Below are 19211 nucleotides of genomic sequence, written 5' to 3' on the forward strand. Positions count from 1 at the left end.
CTGGAGAATCTTTATCTTTTAGTATCTTTTTCAGAACTTTGTATTCGTTGAAATTAGGTAGAACAAGATGCAAAAAGATTTAGGAGATTATAGAAAAACATACGCAAAAAGTGAACTTACTGAAAGTAGTATTTCAGACAACCCGATGGAGCTTTTTCAAAAATGGTTTTATGAAACTGAAGCATCTGAGGGTGTAGATGAGCCAAATGCCATGACGGTAGCTACAATTGGCGAAGATGGTTTTCCAAAGAGTAGGGTGGTATTGTTAAAGAAGTACACCCATGAAGGTTTTATTTTTTATACGAATTACGACAGTGAAAAAGGTAAAGCTATTGCGAATAATCCTAATGTTTGTATTTCATTTTTTTGGCCCTTTATGGAGCGTCAAATTATTATAAAAGGGATAGCAGAGAAGATTCCAGAAAATTTATCAGATGGCTATTTTGAATCACGACCTGATGGCAGTAAGCTTGGAGCTATTGTTTCAGAACAGAGTGCTGTGATTGATTCAAGAGAAGTCTTGGAAGAAAGACTCAAAGAGCTGGAAAAAGAATACGAAACCAAAGAAATTTTGCGACCTAAAAATTGGGGAGGCTATATTGTTAAACCTGTTTCGATGGAGTTTTGGCAAGGGAGACCAAATAGGTTGCATGATCGCATCAGGTTCTCTTTAGAAGATATTGATTGGAAAATTGATAGACTCGCGCCTTAAATCACAATTTTAACCGACTAAATTTGATGAAAAATTGAAAACTATATATTTAATGCGCCACGGTAAATCTACTTGGGATTACGCAGTTTCGGATAGAGATAGACCTTTAAAAGAGCGTGGAATTCAAGATGCGCATATGGTAGCAGAAGCTTTACATAAATTAAATTTGAAGATAGATGCTGCTTTTTCAAGTCCAGCAAATCGTGCTTTGCATACAGCGATGATTGTTTTAAATGATTTGAATTTTCCATTGCATAAAGTTGAAATTTCAAACGATTTATATGATTTTTCAGGAGAATCTGTACTTCAATTTATAAAAGAATTAAATAATGACCTGAATAGTGTTTTTATTTTTGGTCATAATCACGCCTTTACCGAAATTGCAAATTCATTGGGGAGTCAGTTTATAGAAAATGTGCCAACAGCAGGTTTTGTTCAGTTAAGTTTTGATGCAAAAAATTGGGAAGCCATTACAAAAGGGAAGACTGAAAAGACCTTATTTCCAAAATATCTTAGAAAATGATAAAAAGTAAGAATCAATATATAAATCGTGAAATTAGTTGGTTGCAATTTAATAAGCGTGTATTACAAGAAAGTGCAGATAAAAAAGTGCCCTTAATAGAGCGGTTGCGTTTTTTGGGTATTTTCTCTAATAATTTAGATGAATTTTTTAAGGTACGTTATGCAACTGTTAAACGTATTGTTGAGGCTGGTAAAACAGGTAAAAGTGTTTTAGGGGGCGAGATCGCGAAAGATTTATTAGAGCAGATTACCAATATTGTTATTAAACAACAAACGGAAAGTTTAAAAATTTTAGGTGAAATAGAAAAAGAGCTTGAAACTAAAGATATTTATATCATCAATGAAAAGGAAATTTCAGAGAAACAATCCGAATTTATAAAAACCTATTTTGCCAATCAAGTAAGTCCAGTCTTGATGACAATCATTTTAAATGATTTGCGAGAGTTCCCTGTTTTAAAAGATACAGCGGCGTATTTAGCCATAAAAATGGTTTTAAAGCCCGAGACAGATCATAAAAATTCAGAAAATAGATACGCTTTAATAGAAATTCCAAAAGGGATAGATCGTTTTGTGGTTTTGCCTAAGGAGGATGGGAAAAATTATATTATTATTTTAGATGACCTTATTCGTTATTGCTTAGGGAGCATATTTAATATGTTTGAATACAAATCTATTTCTGCACACATGATAAAAATTACGCGTGATGCAGAGCTAGATATGGATAATGATTTGAGTAAGAGTTTTATCGAAAAAATATCTAGCAGTGTAGAACACCGTAAAACAAGTGATCCTGTTCGTTTTGTATATGATAAAAGTATCGCTAAAGACACGCTTAACTTTTTAAAGGAGAAAATGAATATTGAGGGCACGGATAGTGTCATTCCGGGCGGTAGGTATCATAATCGTAGAGACTATATGGGCTTCCCTAGTTTGGGCAGACAAGATTTATTATATGATAAAATAAAACCCTTGCCAATAAAAGGTTTAAGTATGGAGGGCAGTTTGTTTGAGCCTATCGCTACTAAAGATTTTTTACAATACACACCTTATCACACCTTCTCCTATATCATTAAATTTTTACGAGAAGCGGCGCTAGATCCAAAAGTAAAAACGATTAAAATAACGGTTTATCGTTTGGCGAATAATTCTCAAGTAGCAGCATCGTTAATAAATGCTGTGAAAAACGGAAAACAAGTTACGGTACAAATAGAGCTACAAGCGCGTTTTGATGAGCAAGCGAATATTGAATATGCCGAACAATTACAGGCAGAAGGGGTAAAGTTAATTTTTGGCGTTCCAGGTTTAAAAGTGCATAGTAAAATATGCCTAATTGAACGTGAAGAAAATGATGTTATTAAAAGATATGGTTTTGTGAGTACGGGTAATTTTAATGAAGCAACCTCTCGCATCTATACAGATTATACCTTGTTTACGGCTAATGATGAAATTTTAAAGGAATTAAATAAAGTGTTCGACTTTTTTGAAACAACCTATAAAATAAATAAATACAAGCATTTAATTGTTTCTCCGCATTATACTAAAAACGTATTTAAAAAGCTTATTGATACAGAAATAGCAAATGCAAAGGCAGGAAAAGAGGCATATATCAAAATAAAAATGAACAGTTTTACATCGTATAAGATGGTAGATAAACTGTACGAAGCAAGTAATGCAGGTGTTAAAATTAAATTGATCATCCGTGGTATTTGTTGCTTAATTCCAGGAGTAAAAGGGATGAGCGAAAATATTGAAGCGATAAGTGTCGTAGATAAATTTTTAGAGCATCCAAGATCTTTCATCTTTGCCAATAATGGAGATCCTAAGATATTTATTACTTCTGCAGATTGGATGACTAGAAATTTAGATTATAGAGTAGAAGTGGGTTGCCCTATTTATGATGAAGATATTAAGCAAGAGCTTATGGATACTTTTGAAATTTCTTGGAGTGACAATTTAAAAGCAAGAGTATTTTCAGAGAAGCAGGATAACGCGTATAAAAAAATAAAAGGTCCAGAAGTGCGTTCTCAATTTGCGCTATATGATTATTACAAAGCAAAACTAGAATCTTAAAATACTAGAACTATTGAAAGTAAGAAAATTTGCAGCAATAGATATTGGGTCAAACGCAATCCGATTGCTAACGCATAATATTATTGAAGAAAAGAATAAGCCTACGCTTTTTCGCAAAAGTGCTTTGGTAAGGGTTCCAGTACGTTTAGGGGAAGACTCTTTTACTGTTGGAGAGATTACTGATCGCAATGCAGACCGGATTGTTAATACGATGAAAGCTTTTAAGTTATTAATGGAAGTTGCGGGTGTAGAAAATTATATGGCTTGTGCTACTTCTGCAATGCGTGAAGCAAACAACGGTTTGGAAATCATTAAGCGAGTAAAAGATGAGGCAGATATAAGCATTGAGCTTATTGATGGGAAACGAGAAGCAGCAATTATTGCGTCTACCGATCTTAAGCAATTAATGCAAAAAGATAAATCTTATTTATATATTGATGTAGGAGGAGGGAGTACAGAGTTTACGGTATTCACTGAAAACAAAATTCAAGTTTCAAAATCTTTTAAGCTAGGAACTGTGCGTCTACTTAATAATATGGTGGGCGAAGCTACATGGCAAAAACTAGAAGATTGGATAAAAGAACATGTTAAAAATATTCCAGATGTATCTATTATTGGTTCTGGAGGTAACATTAACAAGTTGCATAAAATTTCAGGTAGAAAAGAAGGAGAGCCTTTGTCTTCAATTTGGTTAAAGGCGCAGTATAGCTTTTTAGAAAGTCTTACGTATGACGAACGTATTTCTGAACTTGGATTAAATCCAGATAGGGCAGATGTTATTATTCCTGCCACAAAGATATTTTTATCTGCAGCAAAATGGAGTGGTGCTAAAAAAATACACGTTCCTAAAATTGGGTTGTCGGATGGTATTATTAAAACCTTGTATTATGATACTAATGTGAAAAAACCTTAACCGTGAATACTTTCACTTTTGCTTAAATCTTTCATGATACTTGCTTCGTAAACCAATAAATCTTCCCATTTTTGGTCAACTTCTGTTCGGTCTCCATATTGTCGAGCAAATTTTAAGAACATGGTATAATGGCCTGCTTCGCTAATCATTAATTTGTGGTAGAAGTCGGCTAATTCCTTGTCTTCTAACGCTTCAGAGAGTAATCGGAATCTTTCACAGCTTCTAGCTTCAATAAGTCCGGCATAGAGTAGCCTATGTACTAATTGAGTGGTTCTGCTACCTCCTTTAGGGAAAAATTTCAGTAGCTGAAGTACGTATTCATCCTTTCGGTCGCGCCCAAGAATTTGACCGCGATCAATAATCCTATCGTGAACCATTTTAAAATGTCCCATTTCTTCCCGTACTAAGGCTATCATTTCTTGTACCAAGGCTGTATACTCAGGAAAAGAAACAATTAAGGATATTGCTGTTGCAGCAGCCTTTTGCTCGCAGTAGGCATGGTCAATTAAAATTTCATCAATATTTTTTTCAACAATATTTACCCATCTCGGGTCCGTTGGTAATTTTAATCCTAGCATTTTTTTAAGTATTAAGTAGAAGCTATAGTGAACATCAAAAGAACTCTATATGCTTGAAGTATTTTTTTTATTTCAGCGAACGGCTATAAATCTAAATCAAACTCGCGTCTCAAAAGATCAATAGCGGGATTTTTATTTCTCAATTTTTCATATTTCTCTTCAGGAGTAAATGCAAATTTTGTAGAAGTAGTTTCGTTTACAGTGATTTGTAATTTAACGAAATGGTTATTTAATTTCAAACGCAAGTACTCCATTAAATCAAACTGTTCGCGTTCAATTTCTTTTTTCATGGTACCATTAGGAAGCTCAATCCAAATAGTAAAATTATCTCTTAATTTAGGGGTATCGCTATTTAAATTAGAAGCTAATATTTTTCGTCCATCAACATCAATCTGATGGACAAAATCTGCCCAATGTTTTTGCATTTCCTCCTCAGTAAAAGGCGACCTTGGCAGTTTGCTTTCATCAATAACTGTTTCCTTTTTGTTTAGTTGATGCTCTTTTTTTAAACGCAGACTAGATAATGATAAGCCAGAAACACGCTTACTTGGGATGTTTATAGCTGGTTTTTCAGGTTCTTGCTTTTGTTCTTGTGAAGCATCAGGAGTGTTATTTCCAAGTTTGTCTGGTGTAGGTTCTTCTAATTTAAGTTCAGAATGTTTGGCAGGCTCTTGAATTGTATTCTTTTTTTCTAGCTCAGTGGGTGTTGCCGAAGTGTTGGTGGCGTCAATTTTTTCAGTAACTATTTCGGGTAATTCCTGTGAGCTTAATAATGCCTCTGTATTTTTGTTGGGTACACTTGTGTTGCCTTTTTTAAAGTTTTCACTTTTAAAAAAAGAAGCAGGAATAATGTAATCTGCGTTCGCTAGGGAATTAGGTTTTTTTTTTCTCCATCGTAATCGATAGAGGATAACTTCATTAATGAAAGTTCTACTAAGAGGCGTTGGTTTTTGCTGGACTTGTATTTTATATCACAATCATTAGCAATGTCTATAGCTTTCATTAGAAAACTACTAGAGGTCTTCTTGGATTGTTCTAGATATAATTTTTTGGCATCTTCACCGACTTCTAATAATTCGATAGTTGATGCGTGTTGGCATACCATTAAATCTCTAAAATGTGACGCCAAGCCTGTAATAAAATGGTGTCCATCAAAACCTTTAGCAAGGGTATCGTTAAAAAGGACTAATAATCCGGGAATATTATGTTCAAGAATTAAATCTGTAGCTCCAAAATAGGTATCGTAATCTAAAACGTTTAAGTTTTCAGTAACCGCTTTTCTAGTAAGTTTTTTACCAGCAAAACTAACGACTCTATCAAAAATGGATAAAGCATCTCGCATGGCGCCATCTGCTTTTTGGGCAATGATATGCAATGCATCATCCTCGGCTTCAATTCCTTGATTTTCAGCGATGTATTTTAAGTAATTAGCAGCGTCTTTAACCGTAATTCTTTTAAAATCAAAAATTTGACAACGCGATAAAATTGTTGGAATAATTTTATGTTTCTCTGTTGTGGCTAATATGAAAATGGCATGCTTAGGAGGCTCTTCTAATGTTTTCAAAAAAGCATTAAATGCTGATTGTGAAAGCATGTGAACCTCATCTATGATATACACCTTGTATTTTCCAACTTGAGGAGGGATACGTACTTGATCTGTTAAGCTACGAATGTCATCTACCGAGTTATTGGAAGCAGCATCTAGCTCAAAAATATTAAAGGCAAAGTCTTCGTCTGCGTTTTGAGTACTACTTTCGTTAATCTTTTTTGCTAAAATACGAGCACAAGTAGTTTTACCTACACCTCTAGGTCCACAGAATAATAATGCTTGTGCTAAATGATTGTTCTCAATAGCGTTTAATAACGTATTGGTAATGGCTTGTTGCCCAACTACATCTTTAAATGTTTGGGGTCTATATTTTCGTGCCGATACTACAAAAGGTTCCAATACGTATTGCTTTTTATAAATTATGCTACTGTTTAGCACAGTAGTTACAAATATAAAAATAGCTTAGGAGAATAAGTACTATTTATATTTTATTAGCAGTTAATTTATCAACAATTAAATTATCTTTGCCGGCAGCAGGTCATCTTATCGCGGTTTGTTTTATGCAAAACGAGGAAAGTCCGGACACCATAGTGCAGTATAGCGGGTAATGCCCGTCACTCTAGTTCGCTAGAGGAGGACAAGTGCAACAGAAAGAATGTACAGGTAATGCTGTAGTGAAACCAGGTAAACTCTATACGGTGAAACGTCATGTATATCAGCTTTAAGGGCTGCACGCTCGTGCTGAAGGGTAGGCGGTTTGAGCTTTTAGGTAACTAAGAGTCTAGATAAATGATAAGAAACCCTTGATGATTATTAAGGGGCACAGAATCCGGCTTACGACCTGCTTTTTTATCCTCATTCCTAAGTTTTTTTTTGGATTTAATCTTTTTGTGATCATGAAATATATTTTTACTTTTTCAATACTCATTCTTTTGTTACTAGTTGGTTGTAAGAAAGATACAGAAATGGAACCTATTGTTCCGGTAGAGGAGATTGAAGATGTAGATACGGATATTGTATTAGAATTATCGGAAAATATCGAGGTTTATGATGCTGAATTAGTCTCTGATAACCTTGTCTTAGTCATAGAAAATGGAGCGAAAAGTGCCTATTTTTTGAATAAAGAAGGAGTTAAATTGTATACTTGGGATTTTGAGCTTAATCTAGGCAATGATTTGCAACTTTTACCCACTGGGCAAATTTTAGGTATTTTTAAATCAGAGGCACCATCATTTACTTTTGGTGGTTATGGGGGTGTTATTCAGATAATCAATCCAGACTCTTCTATTGCGTGGGAGTTTATTTATTCTTCAGAAGATTATATAGCGCATCATGATATTGAGATTTTACCTAATGGGAATATATTAATATTGGCTTGGGAAAGAATTTCAATGGAAACTGCGGCTTCATTCGGAGTTTTTGTAGATCATGATTTATATCCTGAAAAATTAATTGAAGTTGATTTTGAAACGAAAGATATCGTTTGGCAATGGCGTGCTTGGGATCATATAATTCAGGATGTAAATACGGGTTTTGATTCATTTGCAGCTATTTCAGAGCATCCAAATAAAATAGATATTAACTATTATGATGAACCTAATGGAGATATAATGCATGCGAATGCTATTGAGTATGATGCATCTAAAGATATAATTTATTTAAGTGTAAATTATTATAATGAGGTTTGGGTTTTAGATCATAGTACTACGACTTCTGAGGCTTCTGGTGCTGTGGGTGGAAATTATAATTTAGGAGGTGATCTAGTATATCGTTTTGGAAATCCAGAGGCCTACGATAATTTAAATGGAAATACGATTCTTGATCGTAATCATTTTCCTAATATAATAGCTGAAGGCTTACCAGGAGAAGGAAACTTAATGATTTATAATAATGGAAGAACATCAGGTCAATCTACTGTTTATGAGTTGGAAATGCCGGAAGTTTTTAATCTTCAGGCGAATACTGATAATGAGCCTATAATAGTTTGGGGTTTTACAGATGCAGATTTATTTAGCGAAAGAGTTTCTGGAGCCGTTCGTTTGTTGAATGGTAATACTTTAATTTGTGAAGGTGATTATGGTTTTTGGGAGGTAACAGTAGAGGGCGAAATTGTTTGGAAATATAAGGAGGAAGGTAGTTTTTGGAGGGGCTATAGTTTTGAAACTAACAATCCAATACTACCTATCCTGGGTATTTAAAATTATTTTTTTATCCTCTTCTTCTTTCTAGAAGAATCATCATCATTAATCCTAAAGTTATACGTTGCTCATCGTCCGTATCAATATCTGTTAATTTTGAAACTTCAAATTTTCTACCAAAGAATGAGGCTTCTTTCTTTAAGCGAGCCACTTTAGTTCCATCTAAATCTGTTACGATGTAGGATGGGTTAAATAAGTATCCTGTAAACATTCCAAGAACAGGAACTTCGCCAAGCATACTATCAAATACTTTTACCCAGCCATTTTCTTCACGAATATGGTATTGTAATTTTTGTTGTTGGTCTATCAATTCATATTTTGCTTTCCAAATAGAAGCCCAACCTTTTCTTGCTATTTTACCTAATTCTTTCCCTTCAGCATCCGTAAAGCTATAAGCTGTAGAAAAATCTATCCACTTATCAGCATTAATTTTAAAGTTGACTTTGGCTTTTGATTCATCTTCATAAATAGAAATAGCTTCTTTTAACTTAAACATTTTCTGTTTTACATAAGCTACAGTTTGTCCAGAGGCATCTGTAGCGGTAAAATCATTTGCAAAAGAAGATATTTTGAAAACAAATTTAATTGGAAAATTAAGGTCTTTCATTGGTTGGTTTTTTTATTATACTTTATAGACAAACGGAATTATCTTAAAAATGGTATTTCTTTTTTAAGAAACTGCTTCAAAAAAACTAAATACGCTACCTCCGTATTTTCTTTGTTTGCTAAAGTTGGGTAATTTTGATAAATCGGTATGCTTAGAATGCTCTACAATTAGTAGCCCATCTTCCAGAAGTAAACCTTTAGAAAACACTAATTCAGGAATTTTTTCAAATTCTTCCATGGGTAAATCATAAGGTGGATCGGCAAAAACAATATCGTGTTTCGTATTTGTCTTTTCTAAATAGTTAAATACATCGCTTTTTATAGCAGAAATAGACAATTCTAATTTCGTCGTAGTTTCGGTTATAAATTTTACGCAACCTTGATCTGCGTCAACTGCGGTAATTGAATTACATCCTCTAGAGCCGAATTCAAAAGCGATATTTCCTGTTCCTGAAAAGAGGTCTAATACAGAGATATCTGGTAAGTAATACGTGTTATTTAAAATATTGAACAAGCCTTCTTTTGCCATATCCGTAGTTGGTCGGACAGGTAATTTAGATGGTGCTGTTAATCTTCTTCCTCGGTGTTTTCCTGAAATTATTCGCATTAAAAAGCGCTTAGTGTGGTGAAATCAATTGTTTTTGTATGTTGCGTATCTATATGTTGAGAGAGGTTTGATGGGATGAAGACATCCACATTCCGAACGTAGTTATAGATTAAATTATAAAGGTCGTCTCCTTCTTCTATAGCGCCGAATAACCTAAGTTTAATAGTTTCAACATCTAGCTTTAATTGTTCAATAGTAAATAAGAGGTAATAAATAAAATCTTCTTTAGTATTAAAAGTAAAGCTATTATAGAATACTAAATTTTTATTGGAAATAACGGTAATGTCTACTTGTTGCGCTGTTATGTGAGCATAACAAATAGTTTCTTTCCCACCTGTAAAGTTGTTAAGTAAACTTTCAATGTGTATTGTTCCGCTATGTTTATATTCAAACTCTCCAAAAAGTTCGTAGATATAATTATTGATATTGGTAAAAGGAACATAAATGTTTACAATGTCATAGTTTTTAATTTCGTCGTAAGCAATATGGTCATTCGCTAAAATTTTAGCATTGAACTTTAGGTAGTTCGGTAATTCATCAGCATTGAAAAGCGCTTTAGGAACAAGTGTAAAAAGCGGATTTCTATGAACTACGGTAATATGAGAAAAAGACATTTTAGTAATGTCAAATTTCTCAAGTGCTTCTTTCAGGTTTTTTAACAGTTGAAAAGGAATAACTTCTTCCTTGAAGGAAACTTGTTCTTGTTTTATAATACTATTTTCAACGGAATCTAAGACACAAAAAGAAAGTCCATTCAAACTAATCTGAATGGACAATTTTTTATAACTCAATTCAGAGTCTGTACTATTAATTTCTGTCTTTTTTGTCATATATCGGTGGCCAGTTACCATTGGTACTTACCTCTTGCATTGAACCTACTTTTATTGTTGGGCCATTTACTTCTTCAACGTTTACGTACGTTTTTTCTCTAGCAACTAAATCTTTTGGTTGGTCGAATAAAACTTTTTCTTTTTCAACAAAAACTTCGTAAACCGCTGCTTTAAATCCGCTTTTGTCTACAGTTCCAGCTGTCATGGTGAACTTAGTGTTAGCTTCAGAAGCAGGTACATTCATCAGAGATTTGTAGCGATTATCTTTTTTGAATAATGAATCTTTTACAGAAACAAATCCTAAAGTATCAATAATCTTCTTTTCCGTAAGCATGTCAATACCAAATTGCTTATTGAATTCTAAGAAAGAAGTATCTCTTTGTTGGGTAATTGTATATTTTCCGTTTTCAACAAAATTAATAAGCGCAGGGAAATCTTTAGCGTATTTTCCGGTAGCACTTTTATATGCTTCTTGAGAATTTCTAATATCTTTTAAGCTATTAATTACTTTTTGGTAACGCTCTTGTTTAACATTAGCGAATTCGATAGGAGCATTTACAGAACTGTAAATTAAATACCCAAGGCCAATACATGCAATCCAAAGTATAATTTGTAAAACGATCTTCATTTTTTTTCGTGTTAATTAATTTAAGTGGTTACGACAAATCTACAATTTTTTTTTAATCACAAAAGTATTTGGGCTTAAAAATCATCATTATCTTTGAGCATATATGAAAGCTATCGATTCTGCTTCTTTTTACAAGATTTTAAGAGAAAAATTTCCGCATGTTCCTACAAATGCTCAAAGTCATGCATTAAAAGATTTGTCAGACTTTGTTCTTTCTAAGGAAAAGGACTGCGTTTATCTCCTAAAAGGGTTTGCTGGGACTGGAAAAACCACCATAATTGGTACCATTGTTACGAACCTTTGGAATACCAATATGAAAACGGTAATGATGGCCCCTACAGGTAGAGCGGCAAAAGTCATGTCTAATTATTCTAAGACACAAGCATTAACCATTCATAGAAAAATTTATTTTCCCAAAAAGGAAAGTGGTGGAGGTGTTAAATTTGTTTTAGCACCTAATAAGCATAGAAATACTATTTTTATTGTTGATGAAGCCTCTATGATTCCTGATGTTCCTGCAGATTCTAAATTATTTGAAAATGGTTCTCTGTTAGATGATTTAATGCAATATGTGTATTCTGGCCACGGCTGTAAGCTTATATTAATTGGAGATACCGCGCAGTTGCCTCCAGTGCGTTTAGATATTAGTCCGGCTTTAGATGCCGGAAAGTTAGGCTTAAACTATAATAAGGAAGTTTCTGTTTTAGAATTAGATGAAGTGGTAAGGCAAGCGGGAGATTCTGGTATCTTATATAATGCGACTAATTTACGTGAGCAATTGCAAAGCGAGTATTATGATGATTTTAAATTTGATGTTGCTCCCTATAAAGATATTGTCCGACTGATAGAAGGAAATGAAATCTTGGAAGCCATAGAAGATTCTTATACTAAGAACGGAAAAGAGGAAACGGCTTTTATTGTGCGCTCTAATAAACGTGCCAATTTATATAATGAAAACATCCGCCAACGTATTTTATATTTAGAAAATGAAATTTCAGTAGGGGATTATATGATGGTGGTTAAGAATAATTATTTTTGGTTGAAACCAGAAACCGAAGCTGGATTTATAGCGAATGGAGATATTATTGAGATATTAGAAATTTATTCTATAAAGGAGCTGTATTCGTTCAAATTTGCTGAAGTTAGTGTGAAAATGGTCGATTATCCCAATCAAAAACCATTTGATACCGTATTGCTTTTAGATACTATAAAAGCAGAAGCACCGTCATTGCCTTATGAAGATGGGAACCGCTTGTATCAAGAAGTACTTTTAGATTATGAAAACGAAACCTCAAAATATAAAAAGTTTTTAGCAGTAAAAAACAACCCATTTTTTAATGCATTACAAGTAAAATTCTCTTATGCAATTACCTGTCATAAATCTCAAGGTGGCCAGTGGGATACTGTATTTGTTGAACAACCCTATATGCCTAATGGTATGGATAAAGAAAATATGCGTTGGTTGTATACCGCAGTTACAAGGGCAAAAAATAAGTTGTATTTAATCGGATTTAAGAAGGATTTTTTTCTTGATTCAGAATAGGTTAATTTAGATTCCTAATTTCGCACTATGACAACCGAAACAATCTTAAGTATCTTTCTAGGTATAGGTCTCGCAGCTTCTGTAGGGTTTAGAGTCTTTCTTCCCTTATTTGCATTGAGTTTAGCCTCCTATTTTAACCTTTGGGAATTAAATGATAGTTGGCAGTGGATAGGCAGTTTAGCCGCAGTGATAGCGCTAGGAGTCGCCACTGTGGTAGAGATATTTGCTTACTTTATTCCTTGGGTAGATAATATTTTAGATAGTGTTGCGGTGCCATTAGCCGCAATTGCAGGTACTGCTGTTATGGTCTCTACCGTGGCCAATCTAGATCCTGTTGTTACTTGGTCATTAGCAATTATAGCTGGTGGGGGTACCGCTACAGCTATTAAAGGGGCTTCGGCAACCACAAGATTAGCATCTACATCAACGACAGGCGGACTCGCAAATCCAATCGTTTCTAGTGTTGAAACCAGTACCGCAATCGTCGTGACTACAGCATCAATTTTTTTTCCAATAGTTGCGGGTGTTTTAGTCGTGATTATCTTAGCTGTAATTTTCTGGATTTACAGGAAAATTCGACCAAGAAGAGCCTAATTAAAAATTTTATATTTAATACATGAAAAGAATTGCAATGATACCTGCACGTTTTGCAGCATCTCGTTTTCCTGCTAAATTAATGCAAGATTTACAAGGGAAACCTGTAATCTTACGTACGTATGAAGCGGCTGTCAATACACATTTGTTTGATGATGTGTTTGTCGTAACCGATAGTGAGGTCATTTTTAAAGTTATTGAAGCTGCTGGAGGAAAAGCAATCATGAGCATCAAGGATCATGAATGTGGGAGTGATCGTATTGCAGAGGCAGTAGAAAATATGGATGTTGATATTATTGTAAACGTTCAGGGAGACGAACCTTTTACCGAAAAGGAAAGCTTAGCGAGTGTGCTCGATGTTTTTGATAATGATCCCAATGAAGAAATAGATCTAGCATCTTTAATGGTGAAAATTACCGATTGGGATGAAATTAGCAACCCTAATACGGTGAAAGTAATTGTAGATACTAATAATTTTGCATTGTATTTTTCTCGCTCCCCAATACCTTATCCAAGAGCGAAAGATGTAAACAGTATTTATTATAAGCATAAAGGTATTTATGCCTTTAGAAAAAGAGCTTTAATGGATTTTCAACGCCTACCTATGTTACAGTTAGAAGCGACCGAAAAAATAGAAGCTATTCGGTATTTAGAATATGGTAAAAAATTGAAAATGGTAGAAACTACCGTTTCAGGAATAGAAATAGATACGCCAGAGGATCTAGAAAGAGCAAAAAAAGCATGGAAGTAAAGTACGACGAAATAAAAGTTATTGGTTTTGATGCTGATGATACTTTGTGGGTAAATGAAACTTATTTTAGAGAAGCAGAAGAGAAGTTTGCAAGTCTTTTAGAAGGGTATGAAACAAAGAACACCATTGATCAGGACCTTTTTAAAATGGAAATTAAAAATCTTGAATTGTATGGTTACGGAATAAAAGGTTTTGTGCTTTCTATGGTAGAATCTGCACTTGAATTATCCAATAATAAAGTGTCGCATGAAACCTTGCATAAGATTTTAGATATAGGAAAAGAAATGATTTCGCACCCTGTAGAATTACTGCCTGGTGTAGAAGAAGTTTTGAAGCAATTATCCAAAAAATACCGATTAATTGTATTAACTAAAGGAGATTTGCTGGATCAAGAACGTAAATTAGAACGTTCTAATTTATCAGAATACTTTCATCATGTAGAAGTTTTAAGTGATAAAAAAGAGTCTAATTATCAGCATCTTTTAGATCATTTAGAGATTGATGTGCATGAATTTCTAATGATAGGCAATTCTTTAAAGTCAGATGTGTTGCCATTAATTACGCTTGGCGCGAAAGCAATACATGTGCCTTTTCATACTACGTGGCAACACGAACAAGTAGAAGATCACGAGACAAATGGAAAAGAATATCAAACGATAAGCGGACTTAAAGACTTATTGAAATTAGTATAGCTATGAAGTTTTTAGATATAGACAATTGGGAAAGAAAAGAACATTTTCATTTCTTTAATACCTTTTTAGATCCTTATTTTTCAGTAACTACAAAAGTAGATGTGACGGCAGCTAAAGCCTATGCTAAGGAGTATAGTTTTTCTTTTTTTGCTATTTATTTACATGCGTGTATGCGCGCAATAAATTCCGTAGAGAATTTTAAATATAGAATAGAAGGAGATAAGGTAGTCGTACATGATACCATACATGCGTCTGCAACAATATTAAGACCTAATAAAACTTTTGGTTTTTCTTTTATTCATTTTAGTGAAGACCTCTTGACGTTCACCAATAACTTAAACAGAGAAAAAGAACGTATTTTTAATAGTGATGCTTTATTTCCGCCACAAAATACGCTAGATTGTATCTATTGTTCTTCCATGCCTTGGATCCCTATAGAGGGCCATAAAGAGCCATTGAAGGGGGTTAAAGAGTCCGTTCCTAAATTTGCATTTGGGAAAGCCGTAGCAACGAATGGTGTCTTTGAAATGACCATTGCAGCAAGTGTAAATCACGCCTTAATAGATGGGTACCATCTAAGTTGCTTTTTTGATAAATTTCAAGAATTTTTAAATTCATATAAAAAATAGGTAATGAGATACAGGAATTTTCCGATGGTACCTAGAGTGATATTTGGCAATGGAAGTTTTCTTCAATTGGGAGAGATTTTAATGCCAAAACGTAAGAATTCTGAAGCGCCATTTATATTTCTTATAGATGATATTTTTGAGGGGCAAGCCTTGATAGCAGAAGTCCCCTTACTTTTTAACGATCAAATAATATTTATTTCATCAGAAGAAGAACCTAAAACAGAGCAGGTAGATGTTTTGGTCGCAAAAATAAAAGAAAGCTTTTCTGAAATGCCTTCCGGTATTATCGGTATTGGAGGTGGTACATTATTAGATTTAGCCAAAGCGGTGGCTTTAATGCTTACCAACGAGGGTGGTGCAAAAGAATACCAAGGTTGGGACCTAATAAAAAAGCCTGCTATTTATCACGTAGGAATACCAACCATTAGCGGTACTGGTGCAGAAGTGTCTAGAACCACCGTATTAATGGGGCCAGAAAAGAAATTAGGAATTAATTCTGATCATACGCCTTTTGATCAGGTACTTTTAGATCCTAAACTTACCCAAGGAGTGTCAAAAGAACAATGGTTCTATACTGGAATGGATTGTTATATTCACTGTATAGAGTCGTTAAATGGCACATATTTAAATGCGTTCAGTCAAAGTTATGGGGAGAAAGCTTTAGAATTGTGTCACGAAGTATATCTGACGGATATTTCTAAAGAACACTCTCGTGATAAATTAATGATGGCTTCTTGGCATGGCGGTATGAGTATTGCATATTCCCAGGTGGGTATTGCTCATGCGATGAGCTATGGCTTATCATACTTACTTGGTGTGAAGCACGGTATTGGAAACTGTTTGGTTTTTCAATATTTAGAAGAATTTTATCCTGAGGGTGTAAAGGTTTTTAAACAGATGCAAGAAAAGCACCAGATTAAAATGCCTACGGGTATTTGTGCAAATCTTACTGAAGAACAATTTGATATTATGATACATGTCTCATTCGGGTTGGTTCCGCTTTGGGAAAATGCATTAGGAGATAATTGGAAAGAAATTATGACGTACGATCGTCTATTACAACTTTTTAAAAAGATATAATTTAAAAACAATTTGCCATATGATTCAGGCTATTGCAAAATTTATTTATTTTAAACTAATGGGGTGGACACTTGTTGGTGATTTTCCCGATGTTAAAAAGTGTGTCATGATTGTAGTGTCACATACCAGTTATACTGATTTTTTCTTAGGACTCTTAGTGCGGAGAATATGGAATGAAGAAATTAATTTTATAGGTAAAAAAAGTTTGTTCGTAGGGCCCATTGGTTGGTACCTAAAAAAAGTAGGGGGAGCACCAATTATTCGAAATAAAAATAGCGATACCGTCTCAGCTATCGTAGATATCTTTAATTCAAAAGAAAAATTTAGATTGTCTCTGTCGCCAGAAGGAACGCGAAATAAAGTGACGGAATGGAAAACAGGATTTTATTTTATTGCAAAAGCTGCAAAAGTACCTGTAGTTATGGTGGCTTTTGATTACGGTAAAAAGCAAATTAGAATATCAAAAGCATATTTTACTACTGATGATCAAGAAGCTGATTTTAAACTGTATAAGTCTTTTTTTAAAGGCGTATTGGGTAGAATTCCTAAGAAAAGTTATATAGATGAATAGTGTTTTTATTTTTTAACACCCCTCTATATAGATTTCTCGGAAGTATGGAAAACTAGAAAAAAATGCTGAACTGGTTGTTTATATAAATTTTATGGCAATGACTATGACCAACGCCGCGGTTAGAGCTTCATCATTATAGTTTTATTCTGATAATAAAAAACCTGTTGATTGGTGTCAACAGGTTTTTTTATAAGACGTAAAATCAAATTAAGACTATTCTTGCATTGTGTGATATACGTTTTGTACATCATCATCTTCTTCTAATTTTTCTAAAAGCTTCTCAACATCAGCAGCTTCTTCTTCATTGAGTTCTTTGGTAACCTGAGGAATTCTTTCAAAACCTGAAGATAAAATTTCTAGTTCTCTAGTTTCCAATTCTTTTTGAATTGCACCAAAACTTCCAAAGGGGGCATAGATTAAAATACCATCTTCATCCGCAAAAACCTCTTCCGCACCAAAATCAATCATTTCTAATTCTAGTTCTTCAGGATCAATGCCGTCTGCAGGAATTCTAAAATTACAGGTATGGTCAAACATAAACTCTACGGAACCAGAAGTACCCATGCTTCCATTGCATTTGTTAAAATAGCTACGAACATTTGCAACCGTTCTAGTGTTGTTATCGGTAGCGGTTTCTACTAAAATTGCTATTCCGTGAGGTGCATAGCCTTCAAAAAGGACTTCTTTAAAATCGCCTAAACTTTTGTCGCTAGCTCTTTTGATGGCACGCTCCACATTATCCTTAGGCATATTAATTGCCTTTGCATTCTGTATTATAGCTCTTAATCTTGAATTGGTATCGGGATCAGGACCACCTTCTTTTACGGCCATTACAATATCTTTTCCAATACGTGTAAACGCCTTAGACATTGCGGACCATCTTTTCATTTTACGTGCCTTTCTAAACTCAAAAGCTCTTCCCATTTCTAATCTGATTATAATATTAGTACTTACAAATTTAACACAATTTGCATTTTTAACAAGTGAAAGTTAAAGTTACGTTATTCACTATCAATAATACTCTCAATAGCCCTTGCTAATCGAAAGTCTTTTTCTGTGACACCCTCTACATCGTGTGTGTTTAAACGAATATGTAGTGAATTGTATACGTTGCTCCAATCTGGGTGGTGCCCTTGTGCTTCACATTCAAAAGCTATACGCGTCATGATGGTAAAGGCTTCTTTAAAATTTTCAAATTGAAAAGAGGTTTCAATCGCTCCATCAATGTATTCCCAACCCTCTAATTGTTCTAAAATTCGTTCTATTTCTAGTAAACTTAATGCTTCCATATCTATTTTTTTTATAATTATATTTTAGCCTATGACATGATCATTTATGATTTCTTCGTAGGTTGTTTGATAATTTTTCGGGAGTTTATTATCCTTAGGTAAAACAGCCAGATACCGTTCTTCATTGGTGGTATATACACTTTTAAATAATGGCGTAAAATTGCCGACGCGTTTTAAGATTTCTTGTACAAACTCATCGTGGTGTACTAAATCATTACTCCCCAAATGATAAATTCCACTTTTATCCTTACTGATTAAATAGTGTATTTGCTGTGTTAGCTTTAAATCATGGGTAACGTTTAAAACAAGATTAGGGAAAACCTCTACAGGTTCGTTGTTCAAAATGCTTGCTTTCATCTCTTTTATTCTTGGGGAACCATTCCCAAATACCATAGGTACTCTCAAAATCGCCATTTTTTCTTTTGGAATACGTAGCAACATATTTTCTATTTTAATCTTTAAGCGACCATAGATACTTTCAGATAAAGTTTTGTCGTATTCATAAGAAGGGTACTTGCTATAGGAGTCAAAGACATTTGCAGAAGAAATGAAATAGAGTTTACAGTTGTTTTGCATAACATACTCTACTAAGTGTTCGTGCGCAATAATTTGGGCTGGGAAATTACCGCGTAGGGCAGACACGATGATATCTGGTTGCACTGCTTCTAAAATCTCATGAATATCATCTTCTTCTAAATTATAACTGTAAAATTGCTTGTTTTTATCAAACCCTTTGCGCGCGGTAAAATAGGTGCCATACGTATTAAAGTAGTTACATAACTCCTTATATATAGCATTACCTATAAAGCCACTGGCTCCAAGAATAAGAATTTTCTTTTTGTCCACTTA

20 protein-coding genes, 1 other RNA gene and 1 pseudogene are annotated in these 19211 nt (G+C 34.0%); 13 read left to right on the plus strand and 9 right to left on the minus strand.

The features are described from left to right. Positions 1-67 precede the first annotated feature (67 nt). The 4 genes from pdxH to GQR94_RS14695 are packed head-to-tail and all read left to right on the plus strand — an operon-like array spanning position 68 to position 4217. The gene (pdxH, locus tag GQR94_RS14680; protein WP_158976346.1) at positions 68-712 is read left to right on the plus strand and encodes a pyridoxamine 5'-phosphate oxidase; all 645 of its coding nucleotides are present in this window, start codon (positions 68-70) and stop codon (positions 710-712) included. Positions 713-746: 34 nt separating this feature from the next. Then, entirely contained in the window at positions 747-1235 is a 489-nt protein-coding gene (locus GQR94_RS14685; RefSeq protein ID WP_158976348.1) for a histidine phosphatase family protein, read from the plus strand. Then, on the plus strand, positions 1232-3304 hold the full coding sequence (ppk1, locus tag GQR94_RS14690) for a polyphosphate kinase 1 (protein WP_158976350.1): 2073 nt from the start codon (positions 1232-1234) through the stop codon (positions 3302-3304). The genes GQR94_RS14685 and ppk1 overlap by 4 nt, the downstream gene beginning before the upstream one ends. Before the next feature lie 13 nt (positions 3305-3317). Further along, entirely contained in the window at positions 3318-4217 is a 900-nt protein-coding gene (locus GQR94_RS14695) for a Ppx/GppA phosphatase family protein (protein WP_158976352.1), read from the plus strand. Here GQR94_RS14695 and GQR94_RS14700 read toward each other — a convergent pair. Both GQR94_RS14700 and GQR94_RS22670 read right to left on the minus strand, forming a co-directional pair. Beyond that, a complete protein-coding gene (locus GQR94_RS14700; RefSeq protein ID WP_158976354.1) occupies positions 4214-4795 on the minus strand; it encodes a tRNA-(ms[2]io[6]A)-hydroxylase in 582 nt (193 codons plus the stop codon). The genes GQR94_RS14695 and GQR94_RS14700 overlap by 4 nt on opposite strands. Before the next feature lie 83 nt (positions 4796-4878). Next, positions 4879-6743: pseudogene (locus GQR94_RS22670) on the minus strand (DNA polymerase III subunit gamma/tau). A gap of 131 nt (positions 6744-6874) precedes the next feature. Here GQR94_RS22670 and rnpB point away from each other — a divergent pair. Further along, positions 6875-7196, plus strand: an RNA gene (gene rnpB, locus GQR94_RS14715) — RNase P RNA component class A. 44 nt (positions 7197-7240) lie between these two features. Next, a complete protein-coding gene (locus tag GQR94_RS14720) occupies positions 7241-8542 on the plus strand; it encodes an aryl-sulfate sulfotransferase (RefSeq protein ID WP_158976360.1) in 1302 nt (433 codons plus the stop codon). Positions 8543-8552: 10 nt separating this feature from the next. On the opposite strand, the gene GQR94_RS14725 is transcribed toward GQR94_RS14720, so the two are convergent. From GQR94_RS14725 to GQR94_RS14740, 4 genes are all read right to left on the minus strand, one after another. Continuing rightward, positions 8553-9149 carry a hypothetical protein gene (locus tag GQR94_RS14725; protein WP_158976362.1) on the minus strand — a complete coding sequence of 199 codons (597 nt, stop codon included), beginning with the start codon at positions 9147-9149 and terminating at the stop codon, positions 8553-8555. Positions 9150-9212: 63 nt separating this feature from the next. Then, positions 9213-9755: an RsmD family RNA methyltransferase gene (locus GQR94_RS14730; RefSeq protein WP_158976364.1), complete on the minus strand. Its 543-nt coding sequence runs from the start codon at positions 9753-9755 to the stop codon at positions 9213-9215. After that, positions 9755-10585, minus strand: a complete 831-nt coding sequence (locus GQR94_RS14735) for a DUF3822 family protein (protein WP_233268332.1) — start codon at positions 10583-10585, stop codon at positions 9755-9757. Before GQR94_RS14735 ends, GQR94_RS14730 begins: the two co-directional genes overlap by 1 nt. Further along, positions 10563-11213: a hypothetical protein gene (locus GQR94_RS14740; protein ID WP_158976368.1), complete on the minus strand. Its 651-nt coding sequence runs from the start codon at positions 11211-11213 to the stop codon at positions 10563-10565. The genes GQR94_RS14735 and GQR94_RS14740 overlap by 23 nt, the downstream gene beginning before the upstream one ends. Positions 11214-11316: 103 nt before the next feature. On the opposite strand from GQR94_RS14740, the gene GQR94_RS14745 reads away from it, so the two are divergent. The 7 genes from GQR94_RS14745 to GQR94_RS14775 are packed head-to-tail and all read left to right on the plus strand — an operon-like array spanning position 11317 to position 17073. Continuing rightward, entirely contained in the window at positions 11317-12756 is a 1440-nt protein-coding gene (locus tag GQR94_RS14745) for an ATP-dependent RecD-like DNA helicase (protein ID WP_158976370.1), read from the plus strand. Positions 12757-12783: 27 nt separating this feature from the next. Continuing rightward, positions 12784-13350 carry a DUF4126 domain-containing protein gene (locus tag GQR94_RS14750; RefSeq protein ID WP_158976372.1) on the plus strand — a complete coding sequence of 189 codons (567 nt, stop codon included), beginning with the start codon at positions 12784-12786 and terminating at the stop codon, positions 13348-13350. A 22-nt stretch (positions 13351-13372) separates the two neighbouring features. Beyond that, entirely contained in the window at positions 13373-14101 is a 729-nt protein-coding gene (gene kdsB, locus GQR94_RS14755; RefSeq protein ID WP_158976374.1) for a 3-deoxy-manno-octulosonate cytidylyltransferase, read from the plus strand. Continuing rightward, on the plus strand, positions 14092-14793 hold the full coding sequence (locus GQR94_RS14760) for an HAD family hydrolase (protein WP_158976376.1): 702 nt from the start codon (positions 14092-14094) through the stop codon (positions 14791-14793). The genes kdsB and GQR94_RS14760 overlap by 10 nt, the downstream gene beginning before the upstream one ends. A gap of 2 nt (positions 14794-14795) precedes the next feature. Then, positions 14796-15422 (plus strand): CatA-like O-acetyltransferase, encoded by a 627-nt coding sequence (locus GQR94_RS14765; RefSeq protein ID WP_158976378.1) that lies wholly within the window; start codon positions 14796-14798, stop codon positions 15420-15422. A gap of 3 nt (positions 15423-15425) precedes the next feature. Further along, positions 15426-16502, plus strand: a complete 1077-nt coding sequence (locus GQR94_RS14770) for an iron-containing alcohol dehydrogenase family protein (RefSeq protein ID WP_158976380.1) — start codon at positions 15426-15428, stop codon at positions 16500-16502. 22 nt (positions 16503-16524) lie between these two features. Then, positions 16525-17073, plus strand: coding sequence for a 1-acyl-sn-glycerol-3-phosphate acyltransferase (locus GQR94_RS14775; RefSeq protein ID WP_158979631.1), 549 nt, complete (start codon positions 16525-16527; stop codon positions 17071-17073). A 213-nt stretch (positions 17074-17286) separates the two neighbouring features. On the opposite strand, the gene GQR94_RS14780 is transcribed toward GQR94_RS14775, so the two are convergent. The 3 genes from GQR94_RS14780 to GQR94_RS14790 all read right to left on the minus strand — a co-directional run bounded on the left by GQR94_RS14780 (position 17287) and on the right by GQR94_RS14790 (position 19208). Next, positions 17287-17997, minus strand: a complete 711-nt coding sequence (locus tag GQR94_RS14780) for a YebC/PmpR family DNA-binding transcriptional regulator (protein WP_158976382.1) — start codon at positions 17995-17997, stop codon at positions 17287-17289. Positions 17998-18074: 77 nt separating this feature from the next. Continuing rightward, complete coding sequence (locus GQR94_RS14785) at positions 18075-18362, minus strand: 4a-hydroxytetrahydrobiopterin dehydratase (RefSeq protein WP_158976384.1); 288 nt, start codon at positions 18360-18362, stop codon at positions 18075-18077. Positions 18363-18386: 24 nt separating this feature from the next. Continuing rightward, positions 18387-19208, minus strand: coding sequence for a sugar nucleotide-binding protein (locus GQR94_RS14790; RefSeq protein WP_158976386.1), 822 nt, complete (start codon positions 19206-19208; stop codon positions 18387-18389). Positions 19209-19211: the final 3 nt, after the last annotated feature.

This window comes from Cellulophaga sp. L1A9, assembly GCF_009797025.1.
Lineage (GTDB): Bacteria > Bacteroidota > Bacteroidia > Flavobacteriales > Flavobacteriaceae > Cellulophaga.

Bases quoted from the DNA above. Each gene is read 5' to 3' on its own strand.
- pdxH (WP_158976346.1), top strand. From the start codon at position 68: ATGCAAAAAGATTTAGGAGATTATAGAAAAACATACGCAAAAAGTGAA.
- ppk1 (WP_158976350.1), top strand. From the start codon at position 1,232: ATGATAAAAAGTAAGAATCAATATATAAATCGTGAAATTAGTTGGTTG.
- GQR94_RS14700 (WP_158976354.1), bottom strand. From the start codon at position 4,795: ATGCTAGGATTAAAATTACCAACGGACCCGAGATGGGTAAATATTGTT.
- GQR94_RS14720 (WP_158976360.1), top strand. From the start codon at position 7,241: ATGAAATATATTTTTACTTTTTCAATACTCATTCTTTTGTTACTAGTT.
- GQR94_RS14725 (WP_158976362.1), bottom strand. From the start codon at position 9,149: ATGAAAGACCTTAATTTTCCAATTAAATTTGTTTTCAAAATATCTTCT.
- GQR94_RS14730 (WP_158976364.1), bottom strand. From the start codon at position 9,755: ATGCGAATAATTTCAGGAAAACACCGAGGAAGAAGATTAACAGCACCA.
- GQR94_RS14735 (WP_233268332.1), bottom strand. From the start codon at position 10,585: ATGACAAAAAAGACAGAAATTAATAGTACAGACTCTGAATTGAGTTAT.
- GQR94_RS14740 (WP_158976368.1), bottom strand. From the start codon at position 11,213: ATGAAGATCGTTTTACAAATTATACTTTGGATTGCATGTATTGGCCTT.
- GQR94_RS14745 (WP_158976370.1), top strand. From the start codon at position 11,317: ATGAAAGCTATCGATTCTGCTTCTTTTTACAAGATTTTAAGAGAAAAA.
- GQR94_RS14750 (WP_158976372.1), top strand. From the start codon at position 12,784: ATGACAACCGAAACAATCTTAAGTATCTTTCTAGGTATAGGTCTCGCA.
- kdsB (WP_158976374.1), top strand. From the start codon at position 13,373: ATGAAAAGAATTGCAATGATACCTGCACGTTTTGCAGCATCTCGTTTT.
- GQR94_RS14760 (WP_158976376.1), top strand. From the start codon at position 14,092: ATGGAAGTAAAGTACGACGAAATAAAAGTTATTGGTTTTGATGCTGAT.
- GQR94_RS14765 (WP_158976378.1), top strand. From the start codon at position 14,796: ATGAAGTTTTTAGATATAGACAATTGGGAAAGAAAAGAACATTTTCAT.
- GQR94_RS14770 (WP_158976380.1), top strand. From the start codon at position 15,426: ATGAGATACAGGAATTTTCCGATGGTACCTAGAGTGATATTTGGCAAT.
- GQR94_RS14780 (WP_158976382.1), bottom strand. From the start codon at position 17,997: ATGGGAAGAGCTTTTGAGTTTAGAAAGGCACGTAAAATGAAAAGATGG.
- GQR94_RS14785 (WP_158976384.1), bottom strand. From the start codon at position 18,362: ATGGAAGCATTAAGTTTACTAGAAATAGAACGAATTTTAGAACAATTA.